16 protein-coding genes are annotated in these 13,788 nt (G+C 31.4%); 9 read left to right on the top strand and 7 right to left on the bottom strand.

Annotated elements, in window-relative coordinates; translation table 11 throughout:
• The first annotated feature begins 66 nt into the window (after positions 1–66).
• The 8 genes from BWZ22_RS04345 to BWZ22_RS04310 all read left to right on the top strand — a co-directional run bounded on the left by BWZ22_RS04345 (position 67) and on the right by BWZ22_RS04310 (position 6,598).
• A complete protein-coding gene (locus BWZ22_RS04345) occupies positions 67–840 on the top strand; it encodes a tetratricopeptide repeat protein (RefSeq protein ID WP_076698240.1) in 774 nt (257 codons plus the stop codon).
• Positions 841–902: 62 nt separating this feature from the next.
• Positions 903–1,388: a 6,7-dimethyl-8-ribityllumazine synthase gene (ribH, locus tag BWZ22_RS04340; RefSeq protein WP_076698239.1), complete on the top strand. Its 486-nt coding sequence runs from the start codon at positions 903–905 to the stop codon at positions 1,386–1,388.
• Between the two features lie 183 nt (positions 1,389–1,571).
• Positions 1,572–1,802, top strand: a complete 231-nt coding sequence (locus BWZ22_RS04335; RefSeq protein WP_076698237.1) for a hypothetical protein — start codon at positions 1,572–1,574, stop codon at positions 1,800–1,802.
• A 19-nt stretch (positions 1,803–1,821) separates the two neighbouring features.
• On the top strand, positions 1,822–2,103 hold the full coding sequence (locus BWZ22_RS04330; protein ID WP_076698236.1) for a riboflavin synthase subunit beta: 282 nt from the start codon (positions 1,822–1,824) through the stop codon (positions 2,101–2,103).
• A 3-nt stretch (positions 2,104–2,106) separates the two neighbouring features.
• Positions 2,107–3,957 (top strand): DNA mismatch repair endonuclease MutL, encoded by a 1,851-nt coding sequence (gene mutL, locus BWZ22_RS04325; RefSeq protein WP_076698234.1) that lies wholly within the window; start codon positions 2,107–2,109, stop codon positions 3,955–3,957.
• A 3-nt stretch (positions 3,958–3,960) separates the two neighbouring features.
• Positions 3,961–4,710 carry a rhomboid family intramembrane serine protease gene (locus tag BWZ22_RS04320; protein WP_076698233.1) on the top strand — a complete coding sequence of 250 codons (750 nt, stop codon included), beginning with the start codon at positions 3,961–3,963 and terminating at the stop codon, positions 4,708–4,710.
• Positions 4,711–5,559 carry a rhomboid family intramembrane serine protease gene (locus BWZ22_RS04315; RefSeq protein WP_076698231.1) on the top strand — a complete coding sequence of 283 codons (849 nt, stop codon included), beginning with the start codon at positions 4,711–4,713 and terminating at the stop codon, positions 5,557–5,559.
• Positions 5,560–5,572: 13 nt separating this feature from the next.
• Positions 5,573–6,598: an endonuclease/exonuclease/phosphatase family protein gene (locus BWZ22_RS04310; RefSeq protein WP_076698230.1), complete on the top strand. Its 1,026-nt coding sequence runs from the start codon at positions 5,573–5,575 to the stop codon at positions 6,596–6,598.
• Between the two features lie 12 nt (positions 6,599–6,610).
• Here BWZ22_RS04310 and BWZ22_RS04305 read toward each other — a convergent pair whose 3' ends face one another.
• From BWZ22_RS04305 to BWZ22_RS04275, 7 genes are all read right to left on the bottom strand, one after another.
• The gene (locus BWZ22_RS04305) at positions 6,611–6,922 is read right to left on the bottom strand and encodes a DUF6122 family protein (RefSeq protein ID WP_076698228.1); all 312 of its coding nucleotides are present in this window, start codon (positions 6,920–6,922) and stop codon (positions 6,611–6,613) included.
• Positions 6,922–7,545: a WbqC family protein gene (locus BWZ22_RS04300; RefSeq protein WP_076698227.1), complete on the bottom strand. Its 624-nt coding sequence runs from the start codon at positions 7,543–7,545 to the stop codon at positions 6,922–6,924. Before BWZ22_RS04300 ends, BWZ22_RS04305 begins: the two co-directional genes overlap by 1 nt.
• A gap of 34 nt (positions 7,546–7,579) precedes the next feature.
• The gene (gene lepB / locus BWZ22_RS04295) at positions 7,580–9,157 is read right to left on the bottom strand and encodes a signal peptidase I (RefSeq protein WP_076698225.1); all 1,578 of its coding nucleotides are present in this window, start codon (positions 9,155–9,157) and stop codon (positions 7,580–7,582) included.
• Between the two features lie 67 nt (positions 9,158–9,224).
• Positions 9,225–9,932, bottom strand: coding sequence for a 4-hydroxy-tetrahydrodipicolinate reductase (dapB, locus tag BWZ22_RS04290; RefSeq protein ID WP_076698224.1), 708 nt, complete (start codon positions 9,930–9,932; stop codon positions 9,225–9,227).
• 46 nt (positions 9,933–9,978) lie between these two features.
• Entirely contained in the window at positions 9,979–10,596 is a 618-nt protein-coding gene (locus BWZ22_RS04285; protein WP_076698222.1) for a DUF5683 domain-containing protein, read from the bottom strand.
• Positions 10,586–11,494, bottom strand: a complete 909-nt coding sequence (locus tag BWZ22_RS04280) for a ParB/RepB/Spo0J family partition protein (protein ID WP_076698221.1) — start codon at positions 11,492–11,494, stop codon at positions 10,586–10,588. Before BWZ22_RS04280 ends, BWZ22_RS04285 begins: the two co-directional genes overlap by 11 nt.
• A gap of 3 nt (positions 11,495–11,497) precedes the next feature.
• Positions 11,498–12,262: a ParA family protein gene (locus tag BWZ22_RS04275; RefSeq protein WP_076698219.1), complete on the bottom strand. Its 765-nt coding sequence runs from the start codon at positions 12,260–12,262 to the stop codon at positions 11,498–11,500.
• Positions 12,263–12,444: 182 nt separating this feature from the next.
• Here BWZ22_RS04275 and BWZ22_RS04270 point away from each other — a divergent pair, with 182 nt between their 5' ends.
• Positions 12,445–13,785 carry a sialidase family protein gene (locus BWZ22_RS04270; protein WP_076698218.1) on the top strand — a complete coding sequence of 447 codons (1,341 nt, stop codon included), beginning with the start codon at positions 12,445–12,447 and terminating at the stop codon, positions 13,783–13,785.
• The last annotated feature ends 3 nt before the right edge of the window (positions 13,786–13,788 follow it).

The following is a 13,788-nucleotide window of genomic DNA, read 5'->3' as shown; positions in this document are numbered from 1 at the left end:
ATCAAATAAATAACCTTTTAGTTAGCAAGAAAAATTATATTTTTGCGGCGCATTAATTTATAACATATGGCAACGTACAAGAAGAGAGGATATAAACCAAAAACTAAAGTAGAAAAACAACACAATATAGAAGAAGGTTCTACAACTGCTGAAGTTTTTAATACCTTAGATGAAGGCGCATCAAAAACCGAAGCTTTTGTTGAAAAAAACCAGAAATACATTTTTATCATTCTAGGAATTGTAGCAGTAATAGTTTTAGGAACTATGGGATATAGAGAATTTATTTCGGGACCCAAACAAGTTGCTGCAATGAATGATATGTATCAGGCACAAAAATATTTTGATGAAGCAACAACGTCAAGCGTAGCTAAAGATTCATTATATAACTTAGCATTAAATGGAGGAGAAGGAAAGTTTGGAATGCTAGACATTATTAGCGAATATAGCGGAACAGATGCTGCTAATTTAGCAAATTACTATGCTGGAACAGCTTATTTAAGATTAAAAGATTATAAGAACGCTGTTGAGTATTTAAGTAACTTTAAAAGTGAAGATGAAATTTTAGCGCCTTTAGCAAAAGGAAATATAGGTGATGCATTTGTGCAATTAAATCAGCCAGAGGATGCATTAGATTATTATGAGCAGGCAGCTAACATGAGAGATAATGAGTTTACTACACCAATGTATTTATACAAGGCTGGAAACATTGCTTTAGAGTTGGGTGATGCAGATAAAGCACTTTCTTATTTTAAAAGAATTAAATCTGATTATGCAAACTCTACAGAGGCCTCTAATATTGACGTATTTATTGGTAAAGCACAAGTTTTAGCCAATAAGTAAAGTAATTTAGCCTATTATTTAGGAAAGCCTTAAAAATAATTTAATCTCGATTATCGAGTATTATGGCAACAGAAAATAAAAACTTATCACATTACGATAAAGCTACAATCCCAGATGCGAGCAACTTTCGGTTTGGGATTGTTGTTTCAGAATGGAATGATACTATTACAGAAGCTCTATACCAAGGTGCCTATGAAGCATTGGTAGATAATGGTACATTACCAAATAACATCATCCGTTGGGATGTTCCCGGAAGTTTTGAGCTTATTTATGGTTGTAAAAAAATGCAAGAACAAATGGTTAATGCAGTTATAGCCATAGGTAGCGTAATACAAGGAGAAACCAAGCATTTCGACTTTGTTTGTGAAGGGGTTACACAAGGTATAAAAGACCTTAATGTGCAAAATGAAACTCCGGTAATATTTTGTGTACTTACCGATAATACTTTAGAGCAAGCGCAAGCACGTTCTGGAGGTAAACATGGTAATAAAGGTACTGAAGCTGCTATTGCTGCTATAAAAATGGCAGAACTTCGTAACAATAGTTAGTTTGTATTACCATTACAAGTTTTACTTTTTTGTAAAGCATGACATCTATTTATCATGAAAAATGTACGGTAGTACCTCATTTATAAAGACAAATTACTTTCTGTTTTATTAACAATTTTTAGGTTTTCAAATTCTTAACTCTATCTTATTTTAAGTATTTTTGAATTTAAGCATTACAGAAATTTGTTTAAGCAGCGAAAACATAGAACCTTTAACTATCAACCTCGGTTTTCAAAAGAAAACCAAGAAGTTTCTAATTTAGAAAATGAAACTTCAAAAGATTTTATTTCTAAATGGAAAGAAGCAAGAGCGAGTAAACGTAAAGTAAAAGGCGTTTTACCCATAAGAACCTTAATTTTAGCTTTGGTATTATTATTGATTCTTATGTATGTATTAGAAAAAAAATACATGTAACTCTAAAAACCAAGAAATTATGGGACTTTTAAAATTACGCAAAAACAAAAAGTTTAACTATACACCTCGTTACTATAAAGGTGAAGGTAACCCATACGAAATTAAACACAAGTTTGATGAGCATAGAGTAACGGTGGGTAACAATGCAGGCTTAAAGAATAAATTTAACAATGCAGTAAACGATTTTAAAAATAACCCCAATAAACAAGCAAATAAACGCGTGTTAATAATAGTAGCTATTTTAGTTTTAGTTTTTTTGTTTATTATTGGTTTTGATTTATCTATTTTCTTTTCAAAATAATACATGGCAGACATTATACAGCTTTTACCTGATCATGTTGCAAACCAAATTGCTGCTGGAGAAGTTGTTCAACGTCCAGCTTCAGTAGTTAAAGAATTGCTAGAAAATGCTATTGATGCAGGTGCTACAACTATAAAACTTATTATTAAAGATGCTGGTAAAACCTTAATTCAAGTTATTGATGACGGTAAAGGCATGAGTGTTACTGATGCCCGATTGAGTTTTGAACGCCATGCAACTTCAAAAATAAAAACGGCCGATGATTTGTTTCAACTTAATACAAAAGGTTTTCGTGGCGAAGCTTTAGCAAGTATTGCTGCTATTGCACATGTAGAACTTAAAACAAAACAAGCGCATGATGATGTTGGAACCGCAATTATTATTGAAGGTAGTCAAGTAACCTCACAAGATGTAGTTGTTACACCAAAAGGAACTTCGGTCTCTGTTAAGAATTTATTTTTCAATATTCCTGCACGTCGTAATTTTTTAAAGTCTAATGCCGTAGAGTTACGTCATATTATTGATGAATTTCACCGTGTGGCTTTGGCGCATCCTAATTTAAGTTTTGCAATGTATAATAATGGTAGTGAAACTTTTAATTTACCAATTAGTAATTATAGGCAGCGTATAGTTAATATTTTTGGAAATAAAACCAATGAAAAACTAGTTCCTGTTGAAGAAGAAACCGAAGTACTCAAAATTTCAGGGTTTGTAGGTAAACCCGAATTTGCTAAAAAAACCAGAGGAGAACAGTATTTTTTTGTTAACAATCGTTTTATAAAAAGTGCTTACTTAAATCACGCAATCGTATCAGCTTTTGAAGGTTTGTTAAAAAGTGGCACACACCCAAGTTACTTTTTAAATTTAAAAGTAAACCCAGAAACAATTGATATTAATATTCACCCTACAAAAACAGAGATTAAGTTTGATGACGAACATACTTTGTATGCGTTATTACGGTCTGCAGTAAAACACAGTTTAGGGCAGTTTAACATTGCTCCAGTTTTAGATTTCGACAAAGATCCTAGCCTTGACACACCATACAACATTGAGAAAAAGGTAACTAACATACCAGTAATAGAGGTAGATAAAAATTTTAATCCGTTTAAAAATGATGTTAAACCATCTGGAAAGCAAACAACTTCATTTAAACCTACGGTTAGTAATTGGGATAGTTTGTATGTTGGATTAGAGTCTAAAAGCAATGATAGCCAACAAGATTTTGGTGAAGTTCATTTTGAAAGCGAAGAAACAACAGGGTCTATTTTTACAGATGAAAAAGAAACAGAACAAGTAAATACAACCTATCAACTTCATAACAAATATATAGTAAGCACTATTAAATCAGGTATGTTGGTGATAGACCAACACAGGGCACATCAGCGTATATTATATGAGAAATTTTTGAAGAATATGACAATTAAAGAAGCCGTGAGTCAACAATTATTGTTTCCGCTTCAGCTTCATTTTTCAATTCAAGAAATTCAAATATTAAATCAGTTAAAAGAAGATTTAGAACATACAGGGTTTGTGTTTTCTAAAGTTTTAAAGGAGTCTGTAGAAATTACAGGAGTGCCTATTAGTGTTCCAGAAAGCGAAGTATCAATTATATTGGAACAGTTAATAAGTGATGTTGAAAATGAAGTTCCAGATGCTCATTTTAGTGCTACCGATTTATTAGCAAAATCTATGGCAAAAAGTTTAGCTATTAAAACAGGACAAGCACTAAAAAAAGACGAACAAGAACATTTAGTTAATAAGTTGTTTGCCTGTAAAGAACCCAATGTATCACCAACTAATAAAACAACATTTATAACAATGAGTGTTGATGAGTTAGATAAAAAATTTATTTAGAATATGATGAGAATTTCAGAAACCGTAAAGCATTTATTACTCATTAACGTGATTATGTTTATCGGTACATTGGCAATAGGTGAAGGTATTTTGTTTTATGATTGGTTTGCAATGCATTTTCCTGGAAATGAATCTTTTAAACCGTGGCAAATAATAACTCATATGTTTATGCATGGTGGCTGGAGCCATTTGTTTTTTAATATGTTTGCATTGTGGATGTTTGGCTCTCCCGTAGAACAGGTTTTAGGTTCAAAAAAGTTTTTATTTATTTATTTTTCTGCAGGGTTAGGGGCTGTGGCTATGCAAGTTGGGTATTATTATTTTCAGTATTTACCAATTTATGACTCTCTTGTTTCTTCTGGGTTATCAGGAAACGAAATAATTCAAATGCTATCAACTAATAAGGTTATTGAAGGAACAACACAAGCTCAAGTTGCAGAATTACAAAATATATTCCCTATATATAATGCATCAATGGTTGGTGCTTCGGGTTGTTTAATGGGCATAATGGCTGCTTTTGGGATGATGAACCCCAATGCAGAATTAATGCTAATATTTTTGCCCATACCAATTAAAGCAAAGTATTTTATCCCCGGAATTATTGCTTTAGATTTAATATCTGGTATAAGCGGACAGTCTATTTTTGGGTACGGAAATGTAGCTCATTTTGCCCACGTTGGGGGTGCTATAACTGGAGCCATAATTATGTGGTATTGGAAAAAAACACAGTTTAATAGAAATAGATGGTATTAAATGACAACGTTTACACAAGACATAAAAAATAAGCTAAGTACACTTAATGTTTTAGAGAAAATTATAGCTGTTAATGCAGTTGTTTTTATAATAGAAAAGCTATTTAGGTTAGGGCTTGTGTGGTTAAAATTACCAAGTAATTTTTTAGATTTTATTGTTCAGCCTTGGAGTATAGTAACATATGCCTTTTTACATGCCGATTTCTTTCATATTCTCTTTAATATGCTTTGGTTGTATTTTATTGGGCGTATAATTCTTAATTTATTTAACCCTAAAACAGCCTTAAATATTTATTTTTTAGGAGCCATTTCAGGAGGGTTACTTTTTATGTTAGGTTACCAAGTATTTCCTAATGTTTTTGGAGGAAATTCATCATTGGTAGGGGCATCAGCAGCAGTAAGAGCATTATTAATTTTTATTTGTGCTTACATGCCACACCAAGAAGTACGCTTTTTTACATTTAATTTAAAATTGTGGTACTTAGCTGCTGCAATTGTTGCTCTAGATGTAATGGGACTTTTTGGTGGTAATGCAGGAGGTAACTTAGCACATTTAGGCGGTGCTTTACTGGGGTATTTTTATGCTAAACAGTTATTGCAAGGTAATGATATAGGTAAAGGTTTTGAACGTTTTATGGACTCTATAGTTAGTATGTTTAAACGTTCTAAAAAAAGCCCTTTAAAAACAGTGCATAAAAATAAAGGTAAAGTTGGTGGCTATACTAAATCTGATTTTAATGAGTTTAATAACCAGAAAAAAATAGATGTTATTTTAGATAAAATAAGTAAAAGTGGTTATGATAGCTTAACATCAGAAGAGAAAGATTTCCTTTTTAGAGCAGGAAAGTAAGCTTTAGCAATGTATGAAAAAATTAAGCTTCATAAATAAAATTATCTACTTCATCAATAGTGTTGTTGCGGTTTTATTGCTTTTATCTTATGTGCTCCCGTATTTACCTCCTAAAACATTTGCTGTATTATCTGTATTAAATTTAGGGGTGTCTTTTTTAATAATTGTCAATATTCTATTTGTGTTATATTGGTTAATTAAACTTAAAAGGCAGTTTATAGTATCGTTTTTAATTCTGCTTATTGGCTATGCCTCATTTGGTTCATTATATAAGTTTTCATCATCTAAAACAGTTGAAAATGATGGTAATTTTAAGGTAATGAATTACAATGTGCGTTTATTTAATTTGTATAATTGGATTAAAGAAGATGCTGTTGAAACAAAAATTGTAGATTTTATAAAAACCGAAGCTCCCGAAATACTAAGCATTCAAGAGTATCATCCTCATAAAAATATTGATTTATCTTTTTTTAGATACAAATTTGAAAAGCTTTCTGGAAAGAAAACTAAGTACGGACAAGCTATTTTTTCACAATTTCCAATAATAAATTCAGGATCTATAGAATTTCCAAACACAGGAAATAATGCCATATATGCCGATGTTGTAAAAGGTGCAGATACCATGCGTATTTATAACATTCATTTAGAGTCTATGCGTATTAATGCCGATGTTGAAAGTCTTAAACACGAAGATTCTGAAAGGTTATTTAAAAGAATAGGGTCAACTTTTAAAATGCAGCAATTTCAAGCAGAACTTTTTTTAATGCACAAAAAACAGTGTAAATACAAAATGGTTATTTGTGGCGATTTTAATAACACTGCATTTTCATATGTATACCGAAAAATAAAAGGAGATTTACAAGATGCTTTTAAAGAAGCTGGTAGCGGTTTTGGGCGTACACACGATTTTAAATTTTTCCCGGTTAGAATAGATTTTATTTTTGCAGATGAAGCTTTTAATGTAAATGGTTTTAAATCTTTTAGCGAACATTATTCAGACCACTTTCCAATTATGACAACGTTGAGTTTAAATGAATAAACAACGTATGTATTATTGCATAAAAGAACAATCTACAACATCAGCAATAATATGAATAACCAACCCTAAAGCAACTAACCTAGATTTTTTAGGAATTAAAAGGAACAAATAAAATAAAATTGCAAAAGAAGAGTGCAACGGATGAAAACCAATACTACATCTGTTTGGGTCAAAAACAGGAGTTGCTAATAAATGATCTAGGTCTATTAACATGCCTGCAATCATTATTAAATAAGCCATTTTCCAGTTGGCTCTAAACCAAATAAAAGCAACTAGTAAAGGCATTAAAAAGTGACACCCGTAATGAGCTATATTTTGAAGCATTATGGCATTGTTAGGGTTTGAGACTCTAAATAATTTAAGGTATTTGGGCCTTCGTTAAATAGTAAATCTAAAATGCTTAAGTTGCCAATATAACCGTGTTTGTTACAAAAAACCTGAGTGTATTTTTCAAAATTTTGAGGCTGTTCTTTTTTAGCATTTACTAAAAATCTTAAATCTACTTTGTCTTCTACATTTTTTTCAAAGCTTCTTGATTTTGAAACGTTTAACTCTAGTTGTAAACAATTACAAATAACTTCAAAACATTTTAGGTTGAAGTCTAAAATATAGTCGGCTTTTTTTTGAAATAAAGGGTGTAATTCGTCCTCATAATATTCAAAATAAGGAGAAGTTCTATAAGCAGATAGTAAAGATTTCCAATGATTTAATTGCCATTTTTCGGCATTAAAAATTTTTACATCTTTGTATTTTTGACGATTTTTTTGCGAATGAATAACAGGTATATTTAATACCAATTTACCATTAGCAGCGTAAATATTAGTTCTGTTTCTGTAGGTTTGTTTTACAAAGTTATCTTCTACCTCAAATATAACCTCTTTAGCCTTAACCATACCAACAAAATGAGCAATATTAGGGAAATACGTTGGGTGGATTATAATGTTCATTTGTTAAGTAGAGAACAAGGTTGAAGTTTAACAATTAACCATTAGACTTTTTACGTTTACGCCACTTATTAAAACCTATAAAACCAAATAAAATAATAATAAACGGAATAAAGTATGACGTAGCTTTTCCGCTACCACCAACGGTTGTAAAGAAACGTTCCCAACGCGGATTTTTAATGCCATCCCAACTCATCCAAATAAACACAGGTTTGCCAACAACATGATCAAACGGTACAAATCCCCAAGCGCGTGCATCTATAGAGTTGTGCCTATTATCACCCATCATCCAGTAGTAGTTTTGTTTAAAGGTGTATTTATCGGTTACTTCTCCATTTATTAAAATTTGATTTCCTTTAACTTGTAGTGTATTGCCTTCGTATTCAGTAATTACGCGTTTGTATAATGGTAAAACATCAACATTAATATCTATAGTTTTTCCTTTTTCAGGAATATAAAGTGGTCCAAAGAAATCTACATTCCAATTATAATTAGGATCATGCGGAAATACATTTGGGTCTCTCACCCCTTTCTCTTGTTTATTAGGGGTAATACTAGCAACATTAGGGTGATTTTTAAATTTAGCTAAAGCTTCATCTGAAATAGCAGAGAAATAATAAGTGTTTTGATCATTTACAATACCAAAACCATCAGTAATATCATATCTCTTTTTTAAAAATTCTGGATTAAATTGATTGGTTTTTGGTTGCACATAATAACTAAATTGTAAATGTGCTCTATCTGGTAATTCATTTTTCTTTCCGTTTATATAAACAAAACCATCACGAATTTCTAAAGAATCACCAGGCAGACCAACACAGCGTTTTACTAAGTTGGTTTTTTTATCAATGGGTTTGTAGTAGTTTCTGTCTGGATGAAAATTATTCATATCCAACAGGGTATCTGCTGGTTGGTTAAAAACTACAATGTCATTTCTTTTAATGTTTTGAAACCCAGGAATCCTTAAATAAGGTAATTGCAATTTGTTTTTCCAAGAATCACTTCCTTTATGATCATCAAATAAATAAGATTTCTTTTTAATTATAGGAATAGTGTCATGTACCATAGGTGCAGCAACTGTTGTCATGGGTATTCTGGCACCATAATGAAATTTACTTACAAATAAAAAGTCGCCTACTAAGAGTGATTTTTCTAAAGAAGATGACGGAATGGTAAAAGGCTGCATAAAATAGGTATGTACTATTGTTGCAGCAACAATAGCAAACAATATAGAACTTGTCCATTCTCCAGAAGCGGATTTTGGATTTAAATCTCTGTTTTCAACATACTGTACATCGGCAACATAATTTAGATAGAAATTATAAAACCCAAGGGTTATTACAGCTAAAAACGTGTCTGCCATTTTGTTTTTACCAAAACTTCTGGCAGTTTCCACCCATACAATAGCCAACATGATAAGGTTTACTATAGGAAGGAATAATAAAATAACCCACCACCAAGGTCTATTGATAATTTTCATTAAAACCACAGCGTTATAAATAGGAATAAACGCTTCCCAAGCTTGTCTTCCGGCTTTAATGTATAACTTCCAAGTGCCTAATCCGTGAATCACTTGTATAATTAGTATGAATATAAACCATTGGATTAATGTCATAATTGAAATATTTTAATCAGTTTGTTTGTGGCTAACATATTGCTAATGTTACACATTATAATTGTTATTAACCAATATTTAACACGTCGTTCATAGAAAATACCCCTGTTTTTCCAACAAGCCATTCAGCCGCTACTACAGCACCAAGAGCAAACCCTTGCCTATTGTGGGCAATGTGTTCTATGTTAATGGTATCTACTTCACTTTTATAATTAACAGAATGCGTTCCTAGTACATCTTCAATGCGTTTAGCTACAATAGGGATAGATCTTTTGTTATTGGTTTCATTTAACTCCCAAGCATCATAATTGGCATTGTTTTCAATAACACCTTCAGCCAAAGTAATAGCCGTGCCACTTGGGGCATCTAACTTTTTTGTATGATGAATTTCTTCCATAGTAACATTGTACTGGCTTAAGTTACTCATCATTTTGGCTAAAGTTTTATTAAGTTCAAAAAAGATGTTAACCCCTAAACTATAGTTAGATGCATAAATAAAAGCACCCTTTTTTTCTTTACAAAGAGCTACGGCTTTTTCGTAATCATCTAACCAACCGGTAGTGCCAGAAACAACGGGTACATTATTATTAATACAATTGGTAATATTTCCATACGCTGCAGATGGTAGGCTAAAATCTATGGCTACATCTGCTTTGGTTATATCGTAATCTTTATCGTCTTTATCAATTTTTAAAACAACATCATGTCCGCGGCTAATTGCTATTTTCTCAATGGTTTGTCCCATACGTCCGTATCCTAGTAAAGCAATTTTCATTTATTTAAAATTTAGTAAAAGTTAATAGTTTTTTTATGGGTTAAATTTAAAATTTAAAATTTAAAGTTAATCCTAAATTACTTGTAGCATCAAATTCGTTAAATTCATAATGCGGAGCCAAAGATAAGTTTTCGTCAACATTATATTGCAAAAGGTGTGCATCAACATTGGCATCAATAATATTAAGAGCATAAATGCCTATGGTTACCAATAGTGATATTTCCTTGTTTCGGCTATAAAAATCTTGTGCATCTTCTAAACCATCTGTACTAACTCTTGGGGTAGAAAGTTGGTTACCGCTAGAGTCAAAGTAAAATTCATCATCTGTATAGCCTGCAAGCCTTCTTTTGTATGCATCTCTATATCTATTATACTCTTTGTTATTGTTTACATAAAAGTAAATACCGGTTCCTAAAGCCCCATAAACAATGGGTATTTTCCAGTATCTTTTATTGTATGCTTGTCCTAAACCAGGTAGGATGGCAGAATAAAAAGCAGCTTTAGCTGGAGATAAAGGGTTTATAGGTTCTCTTTTTATTACAGAGTCTACAACAATTTCTTTTGATATTCTCTTTTTCTTTGTTTTCTCCTCTTTTTCTTGAGCTACTAATGAAAAACAAAACAAAAAGGCAAGTACACTTACTATAACGGATTTATTTAGCACCCTGAATTAATTTTTTAATACGATTAAAGTCTTCTTCTGAATGAAAAGGAATAGTTATTTTTCCTTTACCATTTTTAGAAACTTTAACGTCAATTTTGTGCCCAAAGTATTCTGAAAACACTCCAATGCCTTTTTTTATGTAATTTGGAGTTTCTTCTTGGTTGTTTTTTGAAGGTATTTTTACTTCTTTAGAAGTGTTGTAATTTCTAATTAAAGTTTCGGTAGCCCTTACAGAAAGTTCATTTTGAAGCACTTTTTCATAAATTTCTAGCTGCACTTTATGGTCTTCAACAGAAATTAACGCGCGCCCATGCCCCATAGAAATAAAACCATCTCTCATACCTGTTTGAATGATGGGGTCTAATTTTAACAACCTTAAATAGTTTGTTATGGTAGAACGTTTTTTACCAACACGCTCACTCATTTGTTCTTGAGTAAGGTTAATTTCATCAATTAAGCGTTGGTATGATAAGGCAATCTCAATAGGGTCTAAATCTTGACGTTGGATGTTTTCTACCAATGCCATTTCTAACGATTCTTGGTCGTTAGCAATTCTTATATAGGCAGGAATGGTTTCTAAGCCAATTAATTTTGAAGCTCTAAAACGGCGTTCACCAGAAACGAGTTGGTATTTATTAAACTCTAACTTTCTTACAGTTATGGGCTGAATAATACCTAATTCTTTAATAGAAGAGGCTAATTCTTGTAAAGATTCTTCACTAAAATTAGTTCTAGGCTGAAACGGATTAACCTCAATAAAATCTAAATCGAGTTCAATAATATTACCTATAACTTTATCGGCATTTTTATCTTGAACCGATTGAATATCGTTCTCTGGGTCTTTTAATAGTGCCGATAAACCTCTACCTAAAGCCTGTTTTTTTGTTGCCTTAGCCATATTTTAGGAATTTTTATTGATAATTTCTTTTGCCAAACTTAAGTAATTATTAGCGCCTTTACTACTGGCATCATAATTAATTATGCTTTCACCATAACTTGGAGCTTCACTTAAGCGAACATTTCTTTGAATAATAGTTTGAAAAACCATGTTGTTAAAATGTTTTTGAACTTCTTCAACTACTTGGTTTGATAATCTTAAGCGCGCATCATACATGGTTAGTAATAAGCCTTCTATATCTAAATCTTGATTATGTATTTTTTGTACACTTTTAACAGTGTTTAATAATTTGCCCAATCCTTCTAATGCAAAATACTCACACTGAATAGGTATAATAACAGCGTTGGCAGCAGTAAGAGCATTAAGCGTTAATAAACCAAGTGATGGTGCGCAATCAATTAAAACATAGTCATATTCATTTTTTATGTCTTGAATTGCCTTTTTGAGCATATATTCTCTTGATTTTTTATCAACCAGTTCAATTTCAATGGCAACAAGGTCAATATGAGCCGGAATAATATCCAAATTAGGCGTGTCTGTTTTAATAATAGCTTCTTTAGCAGAATGAGAATGTTCTAAAAGTTGATAGGTTCCAACTTCAACAGATTCTACATCAATTCCAATTCCAGAAGTTGCATTTGCTTGAGGGTCAGCATCTATCAATAACACTTTCTTTTCTAGTACTCCTAATGAAGCTGCTAAATTAATAGATGTAGTTGTTTTTCCTACACCGCCTTTTTGATTAGCAATAGCAATGATTTTACCCATTAAATTATCGGTTTTATTATCGGTAAAAATACAATTATTTACGAGGAATAAAAATCCATTTTTGTTAACAAGTTTTAAATACTAAAACTAGTATGCTTTTTATTGAATATACGATGTTTTACGTATTTCAAATTTAATAAGCTAAAAATATTTTTGTGCTTTAAAATCTAATAAAATTATTTATGAAATTTAAAATTACACTGCTTGCACTTATTTTTACAGCTCAAATGTTTTCACAAAAATGGACGTCAACATTGCCTGAAAATCCAGAAGAAATATTTAAAAGTGCCATTGTTTATGGTTATTTAAATGAAACAATTTTTGCATCAGGAAGTGATGGTGTGCAGTATTATAACAATTTTATTTATTCAACAGATAAAGGTGCTACGTGGAGTTCTCCTGTGCCAATATTTACAAACACATCAAACAAAGAACAAGTAGCCCAGTATTTAGGAGTAAAAGATAGAATGTATGCTGCTGTAAGTTCAAATTTGGGTTATAAATACTATTATTCAACAGATAACGGAAGTACTTGGGTTTTAGATACCGATGGCTTACCAGGTAAATATACATCTTTAACCGAACCAGAGTATAAAGATGCTTTTGTTTTGGCTAAATTAAGTGAAGATTATGTTGTTGCTTATAATGCTCATGTTTATAATTTTGCTTATTACAAGAAAATTGGTGATGCTAAATGGAAACCTTTGAAAACATATTCAAATAATTACTATAACAAACATACGGCTTTTACTTCAATTGGTAATGCTTGGTATGCATTAAATGGTTATGTAAGTAGCAAGGATGAAAAAATAACAAAGTCAAACGATTTTGGAGCGACTTGGCAACCAATTTCAAAAACGGGACTTCCTGATAATTTTGAAGGTGGTTTTCTAGTATCTAATAATCAAGATAAGTTGTTTTATGGTGCAGGTACAACAGACACAAATTCAACAGATGTTTATGTTTCTGAAGATGACGGTGTTACTTGGCAGTTAACTAATGCAGGGGCTTTAGGAGATGTAGAAGGCGAATTAAATTTTATATCTAATATTTATGCCAATAATAATGATGTTATTGTAACCTATTATTTCCCTGGTTTTGAAGACTCGCCTAGGTATTTATACTCTAATACAGAAAGTGTGCTTTTTAAACAAGGAGATATTACCGGAATAGATGGCGGCGGCCCTTTCACAGGAAAATGTTTTTTTGATATTGATGGGCAATTTTATGCTGTCTTTAGGTATATTTTATATTCAGAAAATACTAGTTCTCTTAATATACAAGACTTTAATTTAGAAAATAAGTTAATACTTTATCCTAATCCAACTACAAATGAAATTTATATTAACTCTAATGATTCCTTTTCATGGCAATTGTACACCATTTCAGGAAATTTATTAGTGTCTGGCAGTTATAAAAAAGGTGTTTTAAGTGCTTCTAAAATAAGTTTAAAAAACTTGAGTAAAGGTGTTTATTTGTTTAAAACTAGTATGGGGGAGAGTAAAAAAGTAGTAGTTCAGTAGGTG

This window comes from Seonamhaeicola sp. S2-3 (assembly GCF_001971785.1).
Classification (GTDB): Bacteria; Bacteroidota; Bacteroidia; order Flavobacteriales; family Flavobacteriaceae; genus Seonamhaeicola.
This window is presented reverse-complemented; position numbering and strand designations above follow the sequence as displayed.

What these genes read in the sequence shown, in the direction of transcription:
- BWZ22_RS04310 (WP_076698230.1), top strand. Translation starts at nt 5,573, where the DNA reads ATGAAAAAATTAAGCTTCATAAATAAAATTATCTACTTCATCAATAGT.
- BWZ22_RS04270 (WP_076698218.1), top strand. Translation starts at nt 12,445, where the DNA reads ATGAAATTTAAAATTACACTGCTTGCACTTATTTTTACAGCTCAAATG.
- BWZ22_RS04280 (WP_076698221.1), bottom strand. Translation starts at nt 11,494, where the DNA reads ATGGCTAAGGCAACAAAAAAACAGGCTTTAGGTAGAGGTTTATCGGCA.
- BWZ22_RS04320 (WP_076698233.1), top strand. Translation starts at nt 3,961, where the DNA reads ATGATGAGAATTTCAGAAACCGTAAAGCATTTATTACTCATTAACGTG.
- BWZ22_RS04315 (WP_076698231.1), top strand. Translation starts at nt 4,711, where the DNA reads ATGACAACGTTTACACAAGACATAAAAAATAAGCTAAGTACACTTAAT.
- BWZ22_RS04330 (WP_076698236.1), top strand. Translation starts at nt 1,822, where the DNA reads ATGGGACTTTTAAAATTACGCAAAAACAAAAAGTTTAACTATACACCT.
- ribH (WP_076698239.1), top strand. Translation starts at nt 903, where the DNA reads ATGGCAACAGAAAATAAAAACTTATCACATTACGATAAAGCTACAATC.
- BWZ22_RS04345 (WP_076698240.1), top strand. Translation starts at nt 67, where the DNA reads ATGGCAACGTACAAGAAGAGAGGATATAAACCAAAAACTAAAGTAGAA.
- mutL (WP_076698234.1), top strand. Translation starts at nt 2,107, where the DNA reads ATGGCAGACATTATACAGCTTTTACCTGATCATGTTGCAAACCAAATT.
- dapB (WP_076698224.1), bottom strand. Translation starts at nt 9,932, where the DNA reads ATGAAAATTGCTTTACTAGGATACGGACGTATGGGACAAACCATTGAG.
- BWZ22_RS04300 (WP_076698227.1), bottom strand. Translation starts at nt 7,545, where the DNA reads ATGAACATTATAATCCACCCAACGTATTTCCCTAATATTGCTCATTTT.
- BWZ22_RS04305 (WP_076698228.1), bottom strand. Translation starts at nt 6,922, where the DNA reads ATGCTTCAAAATATAGCTCATTACGGGTGTCACTTTTTAATGCCTTTA.
- BWZ22_RS04275 (WP_076698219.1), bottom strand. Translation starts at nt 12,262, where the DNA reads ATGGGTAAAATCATTGCTATTGCTAATCAAAAAGGCGGTGTAGGAAAA.
- lepB (WP_076698225.1), bottom strand. Translation starts at nt 9,157, where the DNA reads ATGACATTAATCCAATGGTTTATATTCATACTAATTATACAAGTGATT.